The 20257-nt window shown below is 72.3% G+C and carries 14 protein-coding genes and 2 pseudogenes; 7 read left to right on the forward strand and 9 right to left on the reverse strand.

Annotated elements, in window-relative coordinates; all coding sequences use genetic code 11:
• Positions 1-105 precede the first annotated feature (105 nt).
• Positions 106-2367, forward strand: coding sequence for an MMPL family transporter (locus ACZ562_RS03600; RefSeq protein WP_471173758.1), 2262 nt, complete (start codon positions 106-108; stop codon positions 2365-2367).
• Positions 2368-2439: 72 nt separating this feature from the next.
• On the opposite strand, the pseudogene ACZ562_RS03605 reads toward ACZ562_RS03600, so the two are convergent.
• Positions 2440-2654: pseudogene (locus ACZ562_RS03605) on the reverse strand (sugar ABC transporter substrate-binding protein); the annotation flags it as partial.
• Between the two features lie 157 nt (positions 2655-2811).
• Between ACZ562_RS03605 and ACZ562_RS03610 the strand changes: the two are divergent.
• Entirely contained in the window at positions 2812-3675 is an 864-nt protein-coding gene (locus tag ACZ562_RS03610; protein WP_471173760.1) for a phosphotransferase enzyme family protein, read from the forward strand.
• A gap of 52 nt (positions 3676-3727) precedes the next feature.
• Here ACZ562_RS03610 and ACZ562_RS03615 read toward each other — a convergent pair whose 3' ends face one another.
• The 4 genes from ACZ562_RS03615 to ACZ562_RS03630 all read right to left on the reverse strand — a co-directional run bounded on the left by ACZ562_RS03615 (position 3728) and on the right by ACZ562_RS03630 (position 8124).
• A complete protein-coding gene (locus ACZ562_RS03615; RefSeq protein ID WP_471173763.1) occupies positions 3728-4450 on the reverse strand; it encodes an exonuclease domain-containing protein in 723 nt (240 codons plus the stop codon).
• A gap of 115 nt (positions 4451-4565) precedes the next feature.
• Positions 4566-5804: an SAV2148 family HEPN domain-containing protein gene (locus ACZ562_RS03620; RefSeq protein WP_471173996.1), complete on the reverse strand. Its 1239-nt coding sequence runs from the start codon at positions 5802-5804 to the stop codon at positions 4566-4568.
• A gap of 105 nt (positions 5805-5909) precedes the next feature.
• The gene (locus ACZ562_RS03625) at positions 5910-7256 is read right to left on the reverse strand and encodes a copper amine oxidase (protein ID WP_471173766.1); all 1347 of its coding nucleotides are present in this window, start codon (positions 7254-7256) and stop codon (positions 5910-5912) included.
• Between the two features lie 55 nt (positions 7257-7311).
• Positions 7312-8124, reverse strand: a complete 813-nt coding sequence (locus ACZ562_RS03630) for a Tat pathway signal sequence domain protein (RefSeq protein ID WP_471173768.1) — start codon at positions 8122-8124, stop codon at positions 7312-7314.
• Between the two features lie 196 nt (positions 8125-8320).
• Between ACZ562_RS03630 and glgX the strand changes: the two genes are divergently transcribed.
• The 4 genes and pseudogenes from glgX to ACZ562_RS03650 all read left to right on the forward strand — a co-directional run bounded on the left by glgX (position 8321) and on the right by ACZ562_RS03650 (position 14737).
• On the forward strand, positions 8321-10438 hold the full coding sequence (glgX, locus tag ACZ562_RS03635; RefSeq protein WP_471173771.1) for a glycogen debranching protein GlgX: 2118 nt from the start codon (positions 8321-8323) through the stop codon (positions 10436-10438).
• Between the two features lie 70 nt (positions 10439-10508).
• Positions 10509-12890: a malto-oligosyltrehalose synthase gene (gene treY / locus ACZ562_RS03640; RefSeq protein ID WP_471173773.1), complete on the forward strand. Its 2382-nt coding sequence runs from the start codon at positions 10509-10511 to the stop codon at positions 12888-12890.
• Between the two features lie 233 nt (positions 12891-13123).
• Positions 13124-13376 (forward strand): annotated as a pseudogene (locus ACZ562_RS03645) (dihydrolipoyl dehydrogenase); the annotation flags it as partial.
• A gap of 110 nt (positions 13377-13486) precedes the next feature.
• On the forward strand, positions 13487-14737 hold the full coding sequence (locus tag ACZ562_RS03650; protein WP_471173774.1) for a M14 family zinc carboxypeptidase: 1251 nt from the start codon (positions 13487-13489) through the stop codon (positions 14735-14737).
• Positions 14738-14823: 86 nt separating this feature from the next.
• On the opposite strand, the gene ACZ562_RS03655 is transcribed toward ACZ562_RS03650, so the two are convergent.
• The 3 genes from ACZ562_RS03655 to ACZ562_RS03665 all read right to left on the reverse strand — a co-directional run bounded on the left by ACZ562_RS03655 (position 14824) and on the right by ACZ562_RS03665 (position 17311).
• Positions 14824-15240, reverse strand: coding sequence for an SSI family serine proteinase inhibitor (locus tag ACZ562_RS03655; RefSeq protein ID WP_471173776.1), 417 nt, complete (start codon positions 15238-15240; stop codon positions 14824-14826).
• Positions 15237-16601, reverse strand: a complete 1365-nt coding sequence (locus ACZ562_RS03660; protein ID WP_471173777.1) for a M14 family zinc carboxypeptidase — start codon at positions 16599-16601, stop codon at positions 15237-15239. The genes ACZ562_RS03655 and ACZ562_RS03660 overlap by 4 nt, the downstream gene beginning before the upstream one ends.
• A gap of 158 nt (positions 16602-16759) precedes the next feature.
• Positions 16760-17311 (reverse strand): FHA domain-containing protein, encoded by a 552-nt coding sequence (locus ACZ562_RS03665; RefSeq protein WP_471173779.1) that lies wholly within the window; start codon positions 17309-17311, stop codon positions 16760-16762.
• A gap of 173 nt (positions 17312-17484) precedes the next feature.
• Between ACZ562_RS03665 and treZ the strand changes: the two genes are divergently transcribed.
• On the forward strand, positions 17485-19230 hold the full coding sequence (gene treZ / locus ACZ562_RS03670; protein ID WP_471173781.1) for a malto-oligosyltrehalose trehalohydrolase: 1746 nt from the start codon (positions 17485-17487) through the stop codon (positions 19228-19230).
• A 56-nt stretch (positions 19231-19286) separates the two neighbouring features.
• On the opposite strand, the gene ACZ562_RS03675 is transcribed toward treZ, so the two are convergent.
• Positions 19287-20243 (reverse strand): phosphotransferase family protein, encoded by a 957-nt coding sequence (locus ACZ562_RS03675; RefSeq protein ID WP_471173783.1) that lies wholly within the window; start codon positions 20241-20243, stop codon positions 19287-19289.
• Positions 20244-20257 lie beyond the last annotated feature (14 nt).

Genomic DNA, 20257 nt, shown 5'->3' on the forward strand with positions numbered 1-20257 from the left:
GGCACGTCACCGGCCAGCACGACGAGATGGCTTTATCCGGCCCATACCTTCGAAGCGGAGGTGGCGGCAGGGGGCTGTCACCGCGCACAAGGGGGCAAGCCCGTCATGCAGAACGGAGATTCGCGGGTGCGGGGCATCGCCGCCCGCGCCGGCGGCTGGAGCGCCCGGCACCGCTGGGCGGCGGTCGGCATCTGGGTGCTGTTCGTCGTCCTGGCGATGGGGCTCGGTTCGGCGGCGGGCCGGGTCGACGTCAAGGAGAGCGACCAGCTCAAGGGCGAGACACGCACCGCCGCCACGATCATCGAGGACGCCGGGATCGACGAACCGGCCGGTGAGACCGTCCTGGTCCAGGCGAAGGACTCCGGGGTCAAGGCAACGGACCCCGAGTTCAAGGCGGCGGTCGCCGCGGTCATGCGGGCCGTCGAGGAGACGGGCAAGGTCACGGACGTGACGTCGCCGTACGACACGCGGACGATCTCGAAGGACGGCCGCAGCGCGCTGGTGCAGTTCGACATGCGCGGCGCAGCGGACACCGCGGGCGAGCGGGTCGAGCCGGTGCTGAAAGCCGTCGAGGGGGTGCAGAAGGAGCACGAGTCGCTGCGGATCGAGGAGATCGGCGGCGCCAGCATGATGAAGACGTTCGACGACGCGTTCGGGGACGACTTCCAGAAGGCCGAGTACTCGGCGGTGCCGGTGGCCCTCGGCATTCTGCTCATCGCCTTCGGCGCGCTGGTGGCGGCGCTGCTGCCGGTGGCGCTGGCGGTCACCGCGATCATGGCGACGATGGGTCTGATGGGTGTCGTCAGCCATGTGATGCCGATGAGCGACACCGCCAACTCCGTGATGCTCCTCGTGGGCCTCGCGGTCGGCGTCGACTACTGCCTGTTCTACCTGCGCCGGGAGCGCGAGGAGCGCGAGGCCGGCCGGGACGCGCAGACGGCCCTCAAGGTCGCCGCCGCCACCAGCGGCCGCGCGATCATCGTCTCCGGTGTCACGGTGTGCGTGGCGATGGCCGGCATGCTGTTCACCGGGCTCGCCGAGTTCGAGGCGATGGGCCTGGCCTCGCTGATGGTCGTGGCGGTCGCCATGGTCGGGTCGGTGACCGTGCTGCCCGCGCTGCTCTCCGTGCTGGGCGAGCGGGTCGAGAAGGGCCGCATCCCGTTCCTGCACAAGGCCATGCAGCGCCGCGCCGCCCGTAACGGCGGGGAGAGCCGCTTCTGGACGGCCGTCCTTCGCCTCGTCCTCGCCAGGCCGCTGGTCTCCGTCCTCGTCGCGGCCGGCGCGCTACTGGCGATCGCGGCTCCCGCGATCGGCATGAAGACCCAGAACCTCACGCTGGACCAGGAGTTCGGCGACTCGCTGCCGATCGTGCAGACGTACAACCGGGTCAACGAGGCCTTCCCGGGCGGCTCCGACCCGGCTGAGGTGGTCGTCAAGGCGAAGGACATCAACGCCCCCGAGGTCAAGGAGGCCCTCGCCGGCTTCAAGGAGCGGGCGATCAGCTCGGGCGCCTCACGCGGCCCGGTCGAGATCAAGCTGCACGACGCGCAGAACATCGCCTTCGTGTATGTCCCGCTGGTCGGCGGCTCCGACCTGGACAAGGCGGGCGCGAGCCTGGAGAAGCTGCGTGACGAGGTACGGCCGGCCACGCTCGGCAAGGTCGACGGGGTCCAGGCGCCGATCTCCGGTCAGGTCGCCGGCTCGCACGACTTCAACGACCAGCTGGCCGGAGCCGTCGTCCCGGTCTTCGCGTTCGTCGTGGTCTTCGCCTTCCTGCTGATGCTGCTGTCGTTCCGTTCGCTGACGGTCGCGATCACCTCGATCGTGCTCAACCTGCTGTCGGTGGGCTCGGCGTACGGCATCCTCGTCGCCGTCTTCCAGCACGGCTGGGGCGCGTCCCTGGTCGGCGCTGAGGGCGTCGGCGCCATCATCACCTGGCTGCCGCTGTTCCTCTTCGTGATCCTGTTCGGCCTGTCGATGGACTACCACGTGTTCGTGGTCTCGCGGATCCGCGAGGCGCGTATGCGGGGCCGTACGACCAACGACGCCATCCAGCACGGTGTGGTCACCACGGCCGGTGTCGTCACCAGCGCCGCGGTCATCATGGTCGCCGTGTTCGGGATCTTCGGCACGCTGTCCATGCAGTCCATGAAGCAGATGGGTGTGGGCCTGGCGGCCGCGGTGCTCATCGACGCGACGGTCATCCGGGGCGTGCTGCTCCCCGCGGTGATGGCACTGCTCGGCGAGCGCAACTGGTACCTGCCGAAGTGGCTGCACCGGCTGCCGGACCTGACGCACGACGAGTCGCCGGAGGCGGTCGCGCCGCCCGCGTCGCGGGACGACGAGGGTGAGCCGCTGAGGGTCTGATCCCTCCTTGAAAGCCGAGGGTCCGTTGGTCTCCGGGGGAGCCAACGGGCCCTCACTCATGCACCTGCCTGCTCAGCGCTGATACCGCGCCAGCACCAGGTCGCCGTCCTTCTCCAGTCGTTCGCGCGGTTCATAGAGCCCCGGACGGACTGCGCGTGCGCCGGGCGCGGCCGGCCGGCGAGGGCGGTGCCGGTGGCCCGGCCGTCGTTCGCGGTGTGCAGGGCAGGGTCCCGGAGAGCCTGCGTGCCGGTGGGCAGCATCCAGTCGCCGAGGGCGAGGCGCACCATGGTGGCGACGAAGCGGTCGGCGCCGGGTGCGCCTCGCGCCGACGGGAGCAGGCGGCCTCGCGACCACGGCGCCAATGCGACACTGGCCGGTGGATGGCGGGAACCCGACGTCACCGGGCGGGATCCAGGCCGGGCCGGACAGACACGGAGGCGGACGGTGGACGAGGCACGGGCGCGGGACGTACTGGCCGCGGCGGGTGTACTGCCCGGCCCGGCGCGGCACGCGCGGCTGCTCGCCCTGGGCGAGAACGCGGTGTTCGCCGCCGGTGACCTGGTCGTCAAGGTGGGCCGCGACGCCCAACTCCTGGACCGGGCGCGCCGAGAGCTGGACATCGCGGTGTGGCTCGCCGGGGCGGGCGTCCCCGCGGTGCGCACGGCGGATCCCGGAGCCCTGCTCATCGAGGGGCACCCGGTGACCGTGTGGCACCGGCTCCCCGATCCGGTACGGCCCGCCGAACCTCGGGATTTGGCCGAACTGCTGCGGGTGGTCCACGCACTGCCCTCCCCCTCCTTCGACCTGCCGCCCCGCGAGCTGCTGGGCGGTGTGGAGCGCTGGCTGCGGCTCGCGGGCGACGCGATCGACCCGGCGGACGCCGCGTATCTGCGCGAGCGCCGCGACGGCTTCGCGTCGGCCGCGGCCGCGCTCTTCCCGCACCTGTCGCCCGGCCCGATCCACGGCGACGCGCTGCCCCGCAATGTGCACGTCGGCCCGGACGGCCCGGTCCTGGTCGATCTGGAGACCTTCTCCGCCGATCTGCGCGAGCACGACCTGGTGGTCATGGCCCTCGCCCGCGACCGCTACGGGCTCCCCGCCGAGGCCTACGACTCCTTCACGTCGGCCTACGGCTGGGACGTGCGCGAGTGGGAGGGCTCTTCGGTGCTGCGCGGTGCCCGCGAAACGGCCAGCTGCGCCTGGGTGGCCCAGCACGCCCCGGGCAACCCCAAGGCGCTGGCCGAGTTCGAACGGCGGGTGGCGTCCCTGCGGGACGGGGACGAGACAGTGCGGTGGTATGCCTTCTGAACCGGCGGAACCAGCCCCGACCATCCCCAACCGGCCCCGTAGAACGGGTGGTTCACACTGTTTCGTCCGCCGGCTCCCGCAGTGGCCATGTCCCGTCGACCACCGCGTCCGCCTCACCCTTGCGGCGCAGGAAGTTCTGGAAGTCCGCCGCCCACTCGGCGTACCACTCGATCTGACGGCGGTGCAGCTCCGCCGGGCCGAGGGCCGCGATCTTGGGGTGACGGGCGGCTATCGCGCAGGCCAGCCGGGCCGCGGCCAGGGCGTCGGCCGAGGCGTCGTGGGCGGAGTCGAGTGCGATGCCGTACTCCGTGCAGACCGCTTCGAGGTTGCGCTTGCCGCGGCGGTAGCGGTCGGCCCAGCGGTCGATGGTGTACGGGTCGACCACCGGGGCCGGGTCGAGCCCGCCCAGGCGGTCGCGCAGGGACGGCAGTCCGTAGCGCCTCAGTTCCGCGGAGAGCAGGCTCAGGTCGAAGGCCGCGTTGTAGGCGACGACCGGCACGCCCGTCTTCCAGTACGTCACAAGGACGTTCGCGATGGCGTCCGCCACCTGGTCGGCCGGCCTGCCCTCGGCGGCCGCGCGCTCATTGCTGATGCCGTGCACCGCCACGGCGTCCGCCGGGATCTCCACTCCCGGATCCGCCAGCCATTCCCGGCGCCCTATGGGCTGCCCGTCCCTGACCTCGATCACGGCCCCCGTGACGATACGCGCCTCACGCGGATCGGTCCCGGTCGTCTCCAGGTCGAAGCCGATCAGCAGCTCCCGGTGCCAGCCCATCGGCGGCCCCCCTTCTTGGTGGTGCTTTCCCCCAGTGGTCTCCACCTTCCCATGGGCCACTGACAATCGGGGGCCCGCGTTCCGCTTGGCCGTCCTCCGCGGCGCCGGGCACCGGTCAGGACACGGGCCGCGAATCCGTCCAAGCCAGCTCGAACTCCTCGCGATACGTCGGGAAGAGACCACTCTCGTCGACTTCGTCCGGCTTGACCAGCTTGCCCCCGCCGCGCAGCACGAGCACCGGCGCCTCCATGCCCCGCGACCGCCGCAGATAGGACTGCACGACGGCGATGCCGTCCGAGCCGTCGCCGTCGACGAGGTACGCCGTGAAGCGGGGCGTGTCGTCGTAGACCTGGATCTCGAACGCGCCGGGGTCACGCAGCTTCGAGCGGACCCGGCGCATGTGCAGGATGTTCATCTCGACGGCCCGGCTCAGCTCCCCGCGCCTGACGCCGAGTTCGCGCTCGCGCCGCTTGACCGCGCTGGAGGCCGGGTTCAGGAACAGCAGCCGTACCCGGCACCCGGACTCCGCCAGGCGCACCAGGCGCCGGCCGGAGAAGTTCTGCACGAGCAGGTTGAGGCCGATGCCGACGGCGTCGAGCCGGCGGGCGCCGCCGAAGATGTCCTCGGCAGGGAACTGGCGCATGAGCCGCACCCGGTCGGGGTGCACGGCGACCACGTCCGCGTACCGGTCGCCCACGAGGTCCTCGACCGCGTCGACGGGCAGCCGGCGCGCGGAGGGGACGTCACCGCCCGTGCCGAGTATCTCCAGCAGCCTGGCCGAGGCCCGTTCGGCCTGGCCGAGGACGGCCTCGGACAGCGCCCGGTTGCGCGAGACGACGTTGCGGGTGACTTCCAGTTCGTCCAGGGCGAGTTCGACGTCCCGGCGCTCGTCGAAGTAGGGCTCGAAGCACGGCCAGTGCTGCACCATCAGCTCCCGCAGCTGCGGCAGCGTGAGGAAGCTGAGGACGTTGTCGTCGGCGGGGTCGAGCAAGTAGCCCTTGCGGCGGCTGACTTCGCGTACGGCGACCGCGCGCTGAACCCACTCCTGGCCTGCCGGGCCGGCTGCGGCGACCACCCAGTCGTCGCGGTGCACGGGTTCGTAGACGGGCCGCAGAACGGCGGCCACCACGGCGCGCAGCCGCTGTTCCACGAGATTCAGCCAGATGTAGGCCCGGCCGGCTCGCTGGGCGCGCGTACGCACCTCGCGCCAGGCGTCGGCGTCCCAGTCCAGCTCCGGCCCGATGGCGCCCGCGTCCATCGGCCGCGCCAGGGACACCGTGCCGGGCGGGACGTCTGCGGAGTTCCCCTCGTGACCCTCGTCACCAGGGGGCAACTCCAGCCCTCCCGAGCCCACCCGCGCACCGCCTTCCGCTCCCCCGAGCTCTCCCCGTCTCAACGATCAAGGAAGGGTACTCCGGGAGCGGTCGGCGGTGCAGCCGGATGGACAGGGTCGTTTTTCTCAACTACGCGGTTCCCAGTGCCCGTTCTGCCACGCGAGCTCGTCGGGAGTGAGCGGATTCATAGCGGTGACGTCACGCGGGGCGATGGAGAATCCCTGCCAGTGGACCGGCATGGGCTGCTGGTCCTCGTCCCGGGCGATGTGGTGGAAGCCGACGTTCATCCACACGACCGGGTGCTTGAGGGTCTGGCCGTTGACCCACTTGTCGACGGACTTGCCCGCTCCGGCACCGCAGCTGCCCGGGTTGTTGCTGGCGAACTTCTCGCACTTGTTGTACTGGGTGAAGTACACGTCGTGCTTGGTGAAGCTGCGCCCCGGGTACTTGGTGGTGGGCCCTGGGACGATCTCGTACGACCGCGCGTGCCCGTCCTTGTTCTTGCCGGTCGCGCTGACCACGCGCCACCAGCGGTAGGCCTTGGCGTCGCCCGCCAGTTCCTCGGTGACCTTGGTCCGGGTGGTCTTGGCGCTCGGGGCCGCCTGGCCCCCGGCGGGCGCCGCGACCTTCGAGTCGTACTGCTCGATCTTGTTCTTGGAGGAGCCGTCGAGGGCGAAGTCGAGCCGCCAGAAGGCGTTGTGGCTGTGGCTGGTGGCGGAGGCCCTGGCGCCCTTGCCGATGGGCCATCCACGGCCGTCACCGGCGTCGTAGTCCCCCCACGAGAGGCTGCCGGTGGCGCCGACGTTCATGTTGATCGTGCCGTCGTCCTGGAAGCGCCACTCGGTCATGTACTCGTACCAGCCGACCTGGTTGACCGTGTAGACGAGGAGGTCCTTGCCCTGGGCCTGGTAGACCTTGTTCGCGCTGTTGCCCTGCATGCGGTAGGCGTGGCCGCGGGAGCGGGTCGTGGTGCACAGGCCGTTGACGTCCGGGTGCGCCGGGTCCCAGGCGTCCGGGACCTTGACGCTCTTGATGGTGCCGCCGGGGCACTCGCCCGACGCCAGGTTCACCAGGCCCTGCGCGAAGCCGAAGCCCGTCAGGTCGTCGTACTCGACGCTTCCGTCGTCGTAGGGGACGTGGATCTGGCCGAGCCGGGCACTGTTGAGGACCTTGATCGGCGCGGCCTCGCCCTTGGGCTGGTAGGAGATGTCCTCCAGGACGAGCCCGGCCTTGCTGTCGTAGCGCCAGCACATCCGCCAGGTCGTGCCGCTGGAGAGCGTCTGCTCGATCCGGTAGGCGGCGCTGCAGTCGGCGGCGGCCGCGCCGGCGGTCTTCGGCTGGGCGGCGGCCGGTCCCGCCCCCGTCGTCGCGCCGGCGGCCAGCGCGGCCAGGGAGAGACCCACGGCCGCCCCCCGGCGGGCACGGCTGATTCCCCGCGGCCGGCGGCCGCTGCTTGAGGACTTTACGCGCATGAAGAAATGACTCCCTTGCAGAAGGCGCAAGTAGGAAAACTGGATGGAGGGCGGCTCAGCCGCGGCCGAGCTCGGCGACCTTGCGGGCGCTCAGGTCGATCACGATGGACCTGGCGTCGATCCACGGTCCGTTCTTGACCTTCGGGAACAGCCGTACACAGCGGTGTTCGCCGCACTTGCCGAGCACGGCGGGCTGGGCGCCCGGAGCGGCCCGGTAGACCGCGCCGTTGAGCAGCAGCTGGTCCGGGGAGGTGAGCTCCTTGCCGGTGGCGTCCTTGTAGTCCGCCTTCAGGCCCGCGCCCAGCGGGTCGGCGATCAGGAGCGCGGCGGCCTCGGCGTTCTCGGCACGGCTCATCGGCGGCTGGACGCCGTGCTCGGTGCCGGTCTGCACGACCTTCCCGGTGGCGAGGTCGACGGTCTTGGTGACGAGCGTGTCGTTCCGGTAGTCGTAGAAGGAGACCTCAGCGCGCCTGGGCGCGTTCGGGTCGTCGACCTCGTCGTCGTCCGGCTCCGCGAGGTCGACGGTGAGGCGCTGCGGGCCCCGGTCGCCCTCGACGTTCTCGGTGGAGTTGAACAGCTGACGGTTCACAGCGAGCTGTTCGACCCGCTTGATCTCGTCGCCGGTCAGCGGATCGCGGCCCTTGCCCTTCTCGCCCTCGGCCGGGGCCCGCTCGACCACGCCCGGCCGGACGGCGTCCTGCCCCTGACCTGCCTGCTGTGCGGACTGGGCGCCCGCCTTGCCGCCTCCCGCCTCGTCGGCCCCGGCCGTCCCCGGCAGGGTGATTCCGACCATCACGGCGGTCCCGGCCACCGCGATGGCCGAACCGGCCACCACCTTGCCCAGATGGCGGTGCACTATCTTGCGCACATCTTCCCCCTACTCCCCCAAACTCCCCGGGAGTACGCGTCTGCCCCATTTGTTCGGCATACGACGTATTCCGTGACCGCCGTATGCACTGGTCGCCCGGTAAGAGGGACGTGAGTCATAGGTGGTTCCATCACTTTCGGGGAGACTCGGGACCAAGGCACCCCGGCGGCGCGCTTCAGCTGAAAGAGTCGTATCCATGCAGGTCTGGCCTGGAGAGGCATATCCACTCGGTGCCACGTACGACGGCGCCGGCACGAACTTCGCGGTCTTCAGCGAGGCCGCGGACCGAGTAGAGCTGTGTCTGCTGCACGACGACGGCTCGGAGACGGCGGTGGAGCTGCGGGAGAGCGACGCGTTCGTACGGCACGCGTACGTGCCCGGCGTCATGCCGGGGCAGCGGTACGGATTCAGGGTGCACGGCCCGTACGCCCCCGGGCGCGGGCTGCGCTGCAACTCGGCGAAGCTGCTGCTCGACCCGTACGCGAAGGCGGTCAGCGGCTCGATCCGCTGGGGCGAGGAGGTGTACGGCTACCACTTCGACGCACCCGACAAGCGCAACGACCTGGACTCGGCGCCGCACATGATGACCTCGGTCGTGGTCAACCCCTACTTCGACTGGGGCGACGACCGCAGGCCGCGCACCGAGTACCACCACACGGTGATCTACGAGGCCCATGTGAAGGGCCTCACGATGCGCCACCCCGAACTGCCGGAGGAACTGCGCGGCACCTATGCGGCGCTCGCCCACCCGGCGATCATCGAACACCTGACCAGGCTGGGTGTCACGGCACTGGAGCTGATGCCCGTACACCAGTTCGTGAACGACCACCGTCTGGTGGACATGGGCCTGAACAACTACTGGGGCTACAACACGATCGGCTTCTTCGCCCCGCACAACGCGTACGCCTCCTGGGGCGACCGCGGCCAGCAGGTCCTGGAGTTCAAGTCGGCGGTGCGGGCGCTGCACGAGGCCGGGATCGAGGTCATCCTCGACGTGGTCTACAACCACACCGCCGAGGGCAACCACCTGGGCCCCACGCTGTCCTTCCGGGGCATCGACAACCCGCAGTACTACCGGCTGACGGACGATCCCCGCTACTACATGGACACCACGGGGACGGGAAACTCCCTGCTCATGCGGTCCCCGCACGTCCTGCAGCTGATCATGGACTCGCTGCGGTACTGGGTCACCGAGATGCACGTCGACGGCTTCCGCTTCGACCTCGCGGCCACCCTGGCCAGGCAGTTCCACGAGGTGGACCGGCTGTCGTCGTTCTTCGACCTGGTGCAGCAGGACCCGGTGGTCTCCCAGGTGAAGCTGATCGCCGAGCCGTGGGACGTGGGCGAGGGCGGCTACCAGGTGGGCAACTTCCCGCCGCTGTGGACCGAGTGGAACGGCAAGTACCGCGACACCGTACGGGACCTGTGGCGGGGCGAGCCACGCGCGCTCGCGGAGTTCGCGTCCCGGCTGACGGGCTCCTCCGACCTGTACCAGGACGACGGCAGGCGCCCCCTGGCCTCGATCAACTTCGTGACCTGCCACGACGGCTTCACCCTGCACGACCTGGTGTCGTACAACCAGAAGCACAACCAGGCCAACGGCGAGGACAACCGGGACGGCGAGAGCCACAACCGGTCCTGGAACTGCGGTGTGGAGGGCGAGACCGACGACCCGGCCGTGCTGGAGCTGCGGGCGCGGCAGATGCGCAACTTCATCGCCACTCTGATGCTGTCCCAGGGCGTGCCGATGATCAGCCACGGCGACGAGGTCGCGCGCACCCAGCGCGGCAACAACAACGCCTACTGCCAGGACAGCGAGCTGGCCTGGGTGAAATGGCCCGGCGCCGAGGAGAACGGCAGCGAGCTGCTCGCCTTCACCCGCGCGATCGTGCAGCTGCGCCGGAACCATCCGGTCTTCCGCCGCCGGCGCTTCTTCCACGGACGGCCCGTGGAGGGCACGCACGACGAGCTGTCGGACATCGCCTGGTTCACTCCGGAGGGCAAGGAGATGACCCGGCGGGACTGGGACTCGGCGCAGGCCTCCGCACTGTCGGTGTTCCTCAACGGCAACGCGATCTCGGAGCCCGGACCGCGCGGGGAGCGCATGAGCGACGACTCCTTCCTGCTGATGTTCAACGCGTCGCCGAAGACGCTGGACTTCGTGGTGCCGGTCAACCACGGCCGCCAGTGGCAGGTGGTGGTCGACACCAGCCGGACGGACGGTGTGCCGCCGGACACGAGCGCGAAGGTGCAGGCCGGTGACCGGCTGACCCTGGTGGACCGGAGCATGACGGTGTTGCAGCGGCCCGTATAGCTCCGCGCACGCGGGGGCATGTGCAGGGGCCGATGACACGAAAGGCGGCGGGGCGGGTACGTAGGTCTGCATGACACCTGAGCGATCTCGTACGGCTCCGCCCACGGCCACGTACCGGCTGCAGCTGCAGCCCGACTTCCCGTTCGGGGCCGCGGCTGCGGCCGTGCCCTACCTGGCCTCGCTCGGTGTCTCGCACCTGCACCTGTCCCCCGTCCTGGAGGCCGTCCCGGGCTCGGCGCACGGCTACGACGTCGTGGACCACGCGCGTGTGCGCGAGGAGCTGGGCGGAGAGGACGGGCTGCGGGCGCTGGCGCACACCGCTCGGGAGCACGGCCTCGGCCTGGTCGTGGACATCGTCCCGAACCACATGGCGATGGCTCCGCGCCACAACCGTGCCCTGTGGGAGGTGCTGCGGGAGGGCCCCAAATCGCCGTACGCGCGCTGGTTCGACATCGACTGGGAGGCACAGGGCGGCCAGGTGCTGCTGCCGGTGCTCGGACACCCCCTCGGCGCGGTGATCGGCGACCTCAGGGTCGACGGGGACGTCCTGCGCTACCACGACCACGCGTTCCCGCTGCGCGAGGGCACCGAGGAGCTGCCGCTGCCGCAGCTCCTGGACGCCCAGTGGTACCGGCCGGTGTGGTGGCGGCTGGCCCGCACCGAGCTGAACTACCGGCGCTTCTTCAGCATCTCGGAACTCATCGGGGTGCGGGTCGAGGACCCGGGGGTCTTCGAGGCCACACACGACAAGATCCTCTCGCTGCTCCACGAGGGTGTCGTCGACGGGCTGCGCGTCGACCACCCCGACGGTCTCGCCGACCCCGACGCGTATCTGCTGCGGCTGCACGACGCGACCGCCGGCCGGTGGACGGTCGTGGAGAAGATCCTGGCGGACGGAGAGCACCTGCCGGCCTCCTGGCCGGTCGCGGGCACCACCGGCTACGACGCCCTGCGGCACGTCGACGGCCTCTTCACGGACCCCGCGGGCGCCGGGGAACTCCTCGGCCGGTACCGGCGCTTCGCGGCCCCGCAGACGGACCGGGGCGGGGACTGGGCTGCGACGGGGCGGCGGGCGGCGTACAAGGTGCTCACGCACGAGCTGGCCGCCGAGGTCGACCGGCTGACCCGGGTGGCGGGACGGCTGTGCGCCACGTCCCCGGAGCCCGCGCTGCGCGACCGTGCGCCCTGGGCGCTGCGCACCGCGCTCCAGGAGCTCCTCGTCCGCATGGAGGTCTACCGGCCCTATGCCTCGGGTGACGCGGCAGCCGTCGTCACCGAGGAGGCGGCGGCCGAGGCCCGGCTCGCCTTCGTCGTGCCCGAGGAGGCCGGTGCCGTCGCCGTGGTGCGCGACCTCGTGCTGGGGCGGGCCGGTGACGGGCCCGAGCACGTGGAGTTCCGCACACGGTTCGCGCAGACCGCGTCGGCGCTGCGTGCCAAATCCGTGGAGGACACGGCGTTCTACCGCTACGTACCGCTGCTGTCGGCGACGGAGGTGGGCGGGAACCCCGGCAGCCCGGCCGTGTCCCCCGAGGACTTCCACGCCTACTGCGCGCGCGTGCAGCGCGACTGGCCCACCACCGGAACCGTCGCCTCGACGCACGACACCAAGCGCAGCGCCGACGTGCGGGCGGCGCTGGCCGTGCTCACCGAGTGCCCGCAGCGCTGGTCGGACGTGCTGACCGAGGTGACCCGCGGCGGCGAGGGCGTACCGGACGCCCAGCTGGCGTGGGCGGCCTGGCAGACCGTGTTCGGGCTCGGCCCGGCCGACGGGGACCGCGTACGGGGGGCGCTGCTGAAGCATGTGCGCGAGGCCGGGATGTACACGAGCTGGACGGAGCAGGAACCCGCGTACGAGGAGGCGGTGGCGGCCTTCGTCACGGCGGGGCCGTGCGGGGTGCCGGGCGAGCACGTGGCCGCCCTGCGAAGCAGGGTGGCACCCCATATCCGGGCGAATGTCCTGGGTGCGGCCCTGGTCCACCTGACGATGCCGGGTGTGCCGGACGTGTACCAGGGCACGGAGGAGGAGTACCTGGCGCTGGTGGACCCGGACAACCGGCGGCCCGTGCGGTTTCCTCCGGAGGATCCCGGCGACAAGGGCGCGGTGACACGGGCGGCCCTGCGGCTGCGCGCGCGACGGCCGGACGTCTTCGGTGATGCGGCGGCGTACGCCCCGCTGGCCGCGGAGGGTCCGGCGGCGGCTCACTGTGTGGCGTTCGCGCGCTCGGGGGAGGTGGTCACCGCCGTGACACGGCTGTCGCTGCGGCTGGCGGAGGCGGGCGGCTGGGGCGACACGCGGCTTCCGCTGCCGCCGGGGCGGTGGGCCGACGTGCTGGCTCCGGAGCGGGAGTTCACGGGGCACGCACCCGTGGCGGAGCTCTTCGAGCGGCTGCCGGTGGTGCTGCTGGAGCGGGTCGGCGGGGCCGGACCGGAAGCGTCCGCGGAGGGCGGCTGATCGAGCCCTCGGGTGACGGGCCTCAGCCGTCCGCCGCGGGGCCTGGTCGCAGTCCTCGTAGGAGTGGACGACGGTCATGTTTCGGGCGGGCGCGTCTTCACCGCACGCCGTGGGATTCGCCCTCGCGACCGGCTCGCGACCGCGTCCGCTCCCGGGGCTCGTCCCGGACGGCCGGCTCGTGGGCGGGCCCCGGTCACCGGCGGACTGGGCCTGGCCGACGCGGGCCTCGGGCACCGCTGACCGCCGTCGCGAGGGAATGGTGCACGGGCAGCACGGGATGGTGAAAGTGGTCGCCGAAACGGGTGGCGGCCCTGGTGCTCGGCTGCATCCGGTGGGACCGCACGTGTCCGAGATGATCTCCGAGAGCCGGCTGATCGTCGGCGGAACGCCCAGCCCTGCGAGGCACGTCCACGCGCACCCGACGCTGTCGGAGGCGGTCGGCGAGGCGTCCTGACGCCGGCGGGGCGCGGGCTGCGCCAGCAGTGAGCGCCGGGGCCCGCGCCCCGCGCCCCCAGGAGCCTCCCCCGAGGTGGCCTTGACACGTCACCGAGACCGTGGGGTACTGCGGATTGCGAGGCCGGGCGGACATGACGGGGGTGAGTCCTCTGCCGGAGCTGCGCTACCCCACTGTGCCCGAACTGGTCTCGTCCGCCCGGGCGCTGGCCGCTCACCGGCCGGGCGTGTGCGCCCTGAGGCAGGTGGGGATCTCCCGCGCGGGCAGACCCCTGCACCTGCTGTCGGTGGGCGAGGCGCGGCGCAGCGTGCTGGTGGTCGCCGGAGCGCACGCCAACGAACCGACGGGTGGCCCGGCACTTCTCGCGGTCGCCGAACGGGTCCTGAACGAGCGGGAGTTGCGGGCGGACACGTCCTGGCACTTTCTGCTGTGCGCGGACCCGGACGGCGCGAGCCTCCATGTCACGCCGGCGCCACGCAGCCTCTTCGACTACCACCTCGGTTTCTTCCGGCCCGCGGGGCCCGAGCAGCCCGAGTGGTCGCCGTCCGTGCTGCCGCCCGACCGGCTGCCGCCCGAGACGCGGGTCCTGACCGGCGTCATCGACCAGCTGCGGCCCTACCTGCAGGTGACCCTGCACGGGACCGATCTGGGCGGGAGCTGGGTGCAGTTGACGAAGGACGTGCCGGGACTCGCCGAGCCGTTCGGCAAGTCCGCGGCCGAGCTGCACATCCCGGTGGAGACGGCCGCCTCGGACGCGGCGGGCTGGCCCGCCTCCGGGCCCGGCGTGCATGTGATGCCGGCGCCCGGTACGGGGGCGGCCTACCCGAGCATGCCGGACGACGCGCGGCACAGCACCTGGCACCACATCCACCGGTACGGCGGTCTCACGGCGGTCGTCGAGGTGCCGATGTGGGCGAGCGACCTGGTGGACGACCCGGCACCGCACCCGGCGCCGGCCGCGGCGATGCGCGGGCTGGCGGGCCGGCTGCGGCAGGACGCGCTGCAGGTGGAGCGGGTGCTCACGGAGGCGCTGCCGCGTCTGGAGGGCGTCGACGGGCCTCTGCTGCGGGCCGCCAGGTGGGGTCTGGAGCTGGTGCCGGGCCTGGCCTCGGACTGGATCCACACTCCGCCGGCCGACCACACGAGGGCCTATGTCGGCAGTGTGGACGCGTTCGCGCGCAGGCTGCCGCTGCGGGCGGCGGCGATGCTGCTGCGTGTCCTGCTGGAGACCGGCGACCATGCGGCGCCGCGTCTCGAACGGCTGGTGGCGGCCTGGAGCGAAGCGTTCGCGGAGCGCTTCGAGGCCCGCTGGGTGCCCTTGGAGCACCAGGTCGAGCACCAGTCCCGCACGGTCGTGGCGGCGGCGCTGCACGCGCGCGACCGGCCGGTGTGAGACACCGCCGCTCCTCAGAGCCTGAAACAGGCTCCCGCACGCGTGCAGCGCACCATCCCGACGGCACCGGCCGTCGGGCTCCCGGGTCAGTCCAGAACGAACACCGAGCCCGTGCGCGCTTCCATCTCGCACGCGTTCGAGAAGGTCTCCGTGTACGCGACGCGCTGTCCGTTCCACCGCCCGCGCGCGTGGGCGGTCACCGGCGCGTAGATCATCGGGCAGAAGGCGGTCCGTGGCTGGAGGCCACCGAGGTCGCCGTCGGCCGCCTCGAGCTCCGCGCAGGCTGCCGCCGCGTGCGCGTGGCCCGTGGGCGGGCGGCACAGCAGCAGGGTGCCGCGCGTGTCGCCGGAACGCGACTCGCCCTTGGTGACCGTGAGGTAGAGCCAGTTGGCCGGGAGGGCCTCCTGGGCCGTCGCCTGAGCCGGGGTCATACCGGCGAGGAGGAGAGCGGCGGCGGCCAGCAGGCCGGCACGTGCCGCTTTCGCTGCAGTGGTGTGCGTCATTCCAGATGCATCGGCACGGCGGCCTCGGAACCCCACCCCGACTCACCCGAACGGGAGCATGCTGGCGCGTGCCGCCCGGCGAGTTCGAACGCGGCGAGCACCACGCGCGACTGGTACTCCACCTGACGGGCGACCGGGATCCAGCGCGCCCCGCACCCGTCGCGGTAGTCGGCGCACCACGCGTCGACCAAGCCGTCCAGCTCCAAAAGCGCGCCTTCGGGGTCGGTGCCGACGCGGGTCACGAGCTGGTGCAGCAGCCCCGCCGTCCGCAGCGCCAGCCGCCGCCCCGCGATGCGCAGGGCTGCCAGGTGGGCGGTGCCGAGCGGCGGGAGCGGGCGCGCGCCGTCGGCGACGTCCGGGTCCCATGCGTCGGCGAGCCCGGGGCAGACCAGTAAATAGTCGTCGACCGGTGCGAGCAGCGGTGCCGCGTCGGGGGCGGCGAGGAGCGCGGGGCGGATCCGCGCGAGGAGCCGCTCCAGTCGGCCGGCGTCGTGGCGCAGAGTGTGGCTGACGGTGCGCAGCACCGCTTCCAGGTCCGGGGGCGCGGAGTCGTCCTCCACGGCGGCCACGCCCCACATGGGCGCCTCGACGATCGCGGTCACCGTGCCGTGCCGGTGCGGGTGGAACCACGTGGAGTCGACGGCGGCCTCGGTGATGGCCGCGGCCAGGTCCCCCACGCGCGGGGGCGGGATCCGGTAGACGGCGGGTCCCAGCCGCGGCCAGTACAGCGTGTCGTACGGGCCGAGTTCCCGCGGGATGCCGAGGCGGGCCGAGCACTGGGCGACGCGCTGGGCGAGGCCCGGCAGCTCGCGGGTGAGCTCGACGAAGCCGCCGCCGACGTCGACGCCGTGCAGGGAGCACTGGAAGAAGGGCCGCAGTTCGTCCTGGAGGTCGAGCAGGGCCCGGGTCTCCGGCAGTAGGGCGCCGGCCGCTCCGTCGGGCAGCCATTCGGGCTGTTCGAGGAAGCCGGGACGGAAGAAGTTCCGGAAGTAGTGGCCGAGGGTGTACGGGCCTTGCAGCCAGCCCTCGTTGCGGCGCAGGCCGTCGGGGTCCAGGCACAGCAGCAGGTTCCAGGTGGCGTCGGCGCCGACGGTGAGGCGGGGGTCGGCGACGGCCCGCTCGGCCAGGCGCAGGACGGTGGCGCCGCCCACGGGCTCGTTGGCGTGCGGTCCCGCGACGACGAGGGCCTGGCGGCTGCCGTGGCCGACGGACAGCAGCCACAGGGGCGTGCCCGCGCGGGAGGTGCCGATACGGCGCAGCCGGGCGTCCCGGGGATGGCGGGCGACGAGCGCGGCGGCCCGGGTGCCGAGTTCGTCGACGGTCGGGTAGCGGCGGAGGGGCGGCAGGGCACACCTCCACAATGTGGTGCCGTCGGTTCACCTGGTGTGCATGGTGTAAGCACAGTCAGTCACGAGTTGACCGTCACGTCAACACCGCCGAGCGGAGACGGGATTGGGCCGGTCCGGCACAACGACACCGGGTAAAGCCCAGGCCAGAGCTACACTGCGCAGGGTGCGGTTCAGCTCACGGCGAGCCGGAACGACATCCGCCCGAAGCCCACCTGGTCGCCCTCCCGGACCACGGCCGCGCCGATGACCCGTCGTCCGTTCACCGTCGTGCCGTTGGTCGAGCCGAGGTCCCGCAGCACCCACATGCCGCCCTGGCGGCTGAGTTCGGCGTGCACGCGGGAGACGGTCTCGTGGTTCAGCCGCAGCCCGCTCGCGGGGTCGCGGCCGATGCGCAGAGGATGCCCGTCGCCCGGGTGGGGCAGCAGCAGCTTGGGGAGCCGCTCGGCCTGCCAGGCCCTGCGCAGCCGTACCGTGAAGCCGGAGACCGCCTCCACGGTGCCGAACACCAGACGCGAGACGCGGCTCTCGGTGGGCAGGTCGGCGGTGAGCGCGGCGAGCTCGTCGGAACGGCGGGCGGCGAGGGCCAGCTCCATGCGCCGGACGAACGTGTCGTGCGACAGACGGCCCATGGCGACGCCGTCCCGCAGCACCTTCAGCGCCTTGTCGCGCTCCACGTCGGACAGCCGCGCGGGGTACGTGTTGAACTCGAAGGACGACGTCACGCTCGTGATTGTCGGGCAGTGAACCCCGCGTGTCCAGAAAACGTGAAAACGGCCGCCACGCGCACGTACCTGACGACACCCGCCGCAAAAGGGGTGATTCAAAAGCGGATTGATCTCGTTTGACGCACCATGGACGGGCTACATCACGGTGAGCAGACGAAGGGGAACCGTCCGTGCAGTTCGAGGTGTGGGCACCGCAGGCCGGCCGTGTGACGCTCCATTGCGAGGGCGCCACGCGCGCGTTGGCGCGCGATCCTGAGCGGGCCGGATGGTGGACGGGAGAGACGGAGGCGCACGACGGCACACGGTACGGCTTCGCACTGGACGACGGGCCGGTGCTGCCCGACCCGCGCTCTCGCCGGCAGCCGGACGGGCCGGACGGGCCGAGCGCGGTCGTCGACCACGGGCGGTACTCGTGGCGCGCCGAGTGGGCCGGACGTCCGCTGCCGGGCGCGGTCCTGTACGAGCTGCACGTGGGCACGTACACGCCCGAGGGCACTCTGGACGCGGCCGCCGGGCGGCTGGGCCACCTGGCCGAACTGGGGGTCACACATGTTGAGTTGATGCCGGTGTGCCCCTTCCCGGGTCGGCACGGCTGGGGGTACGAGGGGGTCTCGCTGTGGGCGGTGCACGAGCCGTACGGCGGGCCCGAGGCGCTGAAACGCTTCGTCGACCGGGCGCATGAGCTCGGCCTCGGGGTGGTCCTCGACGTGGTGCACAACCACCTGGGCCCGTCGGGCAACTACCTGCCCGCGTTCGGCCCGTACTTCACGGACACGCACCACACCCCGTGGGGTTCCGCCGTCAACCTGGACGCGCCCGGCTCGGACGAGGTGCGGGCGTACCTGCTGGGCAGCGCGCTGGCCTGGCTGCGCGACTACCGATTCGACGGGCTGCGCCTGGACGCGGTGCACGCCCTGGCGGACACGCGCGCGTGCCACTTCCTGGAGGAGCTGTCGACGGCCGTGGACGCCCTCGCCGCAGACCAGGGCCGGCCGCTCCTCCTGATCGCCGAGTCGGACCTGAACGACCCTCGGCTCATCACGCCCCGCCAGGAGGGCGGGCTCGGGCTGCACGCCCAGTGGAACGACGACTTCCACCACGCCGTGCACACCGCGCTGACCGGCGAGTCCCAGGGCTACTACGCCGACTTCGCGGGCACTCCCCTCGCCGCGGTCGCCAAGACGCTCACCGGCGGCTTCTTCCACGACGGCACGTACTCGAGCTTCCGGGGCCGGCACCACGGACGCCCCCTGGACCGTGCGACCGTGGCCGCGCACCGGCTGCTCGGCTACAGCCAGACCCACGACCAGGTCGGCAACCGCGCCCAGGGGGACCGCCTGTCTTCCACGCTCTCCCCCGGGCTGCTGGCCTGCGCCGCCGCGCTGACGCTGACCGGGCCCTTCACGCCGATGCTGTTCATGGGCGAGGAGTGGGCGGCGGGCACGCCCTGGCAGTTCTTCACGGACCACACCGATCCCGAACTCGCCGAGGCCGTACGGCGGGGCAGACGGCGGGAGTTCGCCGCGCACGGGTGGGCCGAGGAGGACGTGCCCGACCCGCAGGATCCGGCAACCCGCGACCGCTCCTGTCTCGACTGGTCCGAGCCGGAACGCGAGCCTCACGCGCGCGTGCTGGCCTGGTACCGCCGGCTCGTCGCGCTGCGGCACGAGCAGGCGGACCTGACCGATCCCGACCTCGCCGACATCAAGGTGGCGTACGACGAGGAGGAGCGCTGGCTCGCCTTCCGGCGCGGGGACGTACGGGTGGTCGTGAACCTCTCCGAGCAGCCGGCCGCGATCCCCCTGGGCCCGCGCGAGGCGGAGGTCCTGGCCGCGTGGGAGCCCGTCGAGGCGCCGGGCGCGGACGGCGTACTGCACGTGCCCGGCGAGTCGTGCGCGGTGCTGCTGCAGGCGTGAGCGCGCCGCCGCCGACGCGGGCAGACGGCGGTGAGTGCCGCCCCTGAGCTGCGGCACTAGAGGGCGTCCTCCGCGTCGTCCTTCTCCTCGTCGCGCAGTTCCGTCACCCTCTCCAGCAGGATCGCCTCCCAGGCGCGTCGCAGCTGGGTCCGCAGGAGCGGAAGGGGGCCGGTGTCCCGGCCGTCGAGGCGGTCGGCGAGGCGGATGACGGTGTCGCAGCGGGCGAGCCACAGGCCGCGCAGGCAGGGGCGTGCGCCGTAGCCGGCGAGGGTCGCGGCGCGGACGGCGGCGGGGGATCCGACGGCGAGCGCCAGCCCGGCGATGTCCTCTGCGGGGTCGCCGACCAACGCGCCGGTCCAGTCGAGGACGCCGCGCACCCGGCCGTCGACGCTGACCACGAGGTGTTCACCCTTGAGGCCGTGATGGACGAGGACCGCGGTGCCGGGCTGGGCGGCGAGCTGGACCGCGACCGGGGGCGTGAGCTGCTGGAGGCGGACCGGGTCGAACTCGTCCGCCCGGGCGAGGCGTTGGGCGGCACGCTCGGCGGCGCGGCGCAGGGCCGCCAGGGAGCGCGGAGCGGCGCGCGGGAGCCCGAGCGCCTCCGCCTGCCGCGGGGGCACCTCGCGCAGCCCGGCGAGCAGCCCTGCGAGGTCGGCCTCTCCGACGGCGGACACGTCGTGGTCCTCCCCCGAGCCGCCGGGCACCTTGGTGTCCAGGGTGTAGGTCAGACCGGGCATCCACTCGCCGTGCGCCACGCTCGTCGGCACGGCGACCGGGAGGTGCGGGCGGACCAGGTCCCGCAGGCGAAGTTCGCGGCGCTGGCGGGCGGCGGCCTCGCGGTCGGGGGCGAGCCGCAGCACATGGCGGGTGCCGACCCACCACGTGGAGTGCTCACCGCCCGCGGTGACGGGCCGGACGTCGGGTCCGGCGGCGGCCGAGTCCGCGCCGTCCTCGAGCAGGGAACGGACCAGCCGTCGGACGGTGTCCGCGGTGGGTGTCGGTGCCTGGGTCATGGTCGCGCCGTTGT

This window comes from Streptomyces sp. NPDC040410, assembly GCF_055595715.1.

What these genes read in the sequence shown, in the direction of transcription:
- ACZ562_RS03600 (WP_471173758.1), top strand. Translation starts at nt 106, where the DNA reads ATGCAGAACGGAGATTCGCGGGTGCGGGGCATCGCCGCCCGCGCCGGC.
- ACZ562_RS03615 (WP_471173763.1), bottom strand. Translation starts at nt 4,450, where the DNA reads ATGGGCTGGCACCGGGAGCTGCTGATCGGCTTCGACCTGGAGACGACC.
- ACZ562_RS03625 (WP_471173766.1), bottom strand. Translation starts at nt 7,256, where the DNA reads ATGCGCGTAAAGTCCTCAAGCAGCGGCCGCCGGCCGCGGGGAATCAGC.
- glgX (WP_471173771.1), top strand. Translation starts at nt 8,321, where the DNA reads ATGCAGGTCTGGCCTGGAGAGGCATATCCACTCGGTGCCACGTACGAC.
- treY (WP_471173773.1), top strand. Translation starts at nt 10,509, where the DNA reads ATGACACCTGAGCGATCTCGTACGGCTCCGCCCACGGCCACGTACCGG.
- ACZ562_RS03655 (WP_471173776.1), bottom strand. Translation starts at nt 15,240, where the DNA reads ATGACGCACACCACTGCAGCGAAAGCGGCACGTGCCGGCCTGCTGGCC.
- ACZ562_RS03675 (WP_471173783.1), bottom strand. Translation starts at nt 20,243, where the DNA reads ATGACCCAGGCACCGACACCCACCGCGGACACCGTCCGACGGCTGGTC.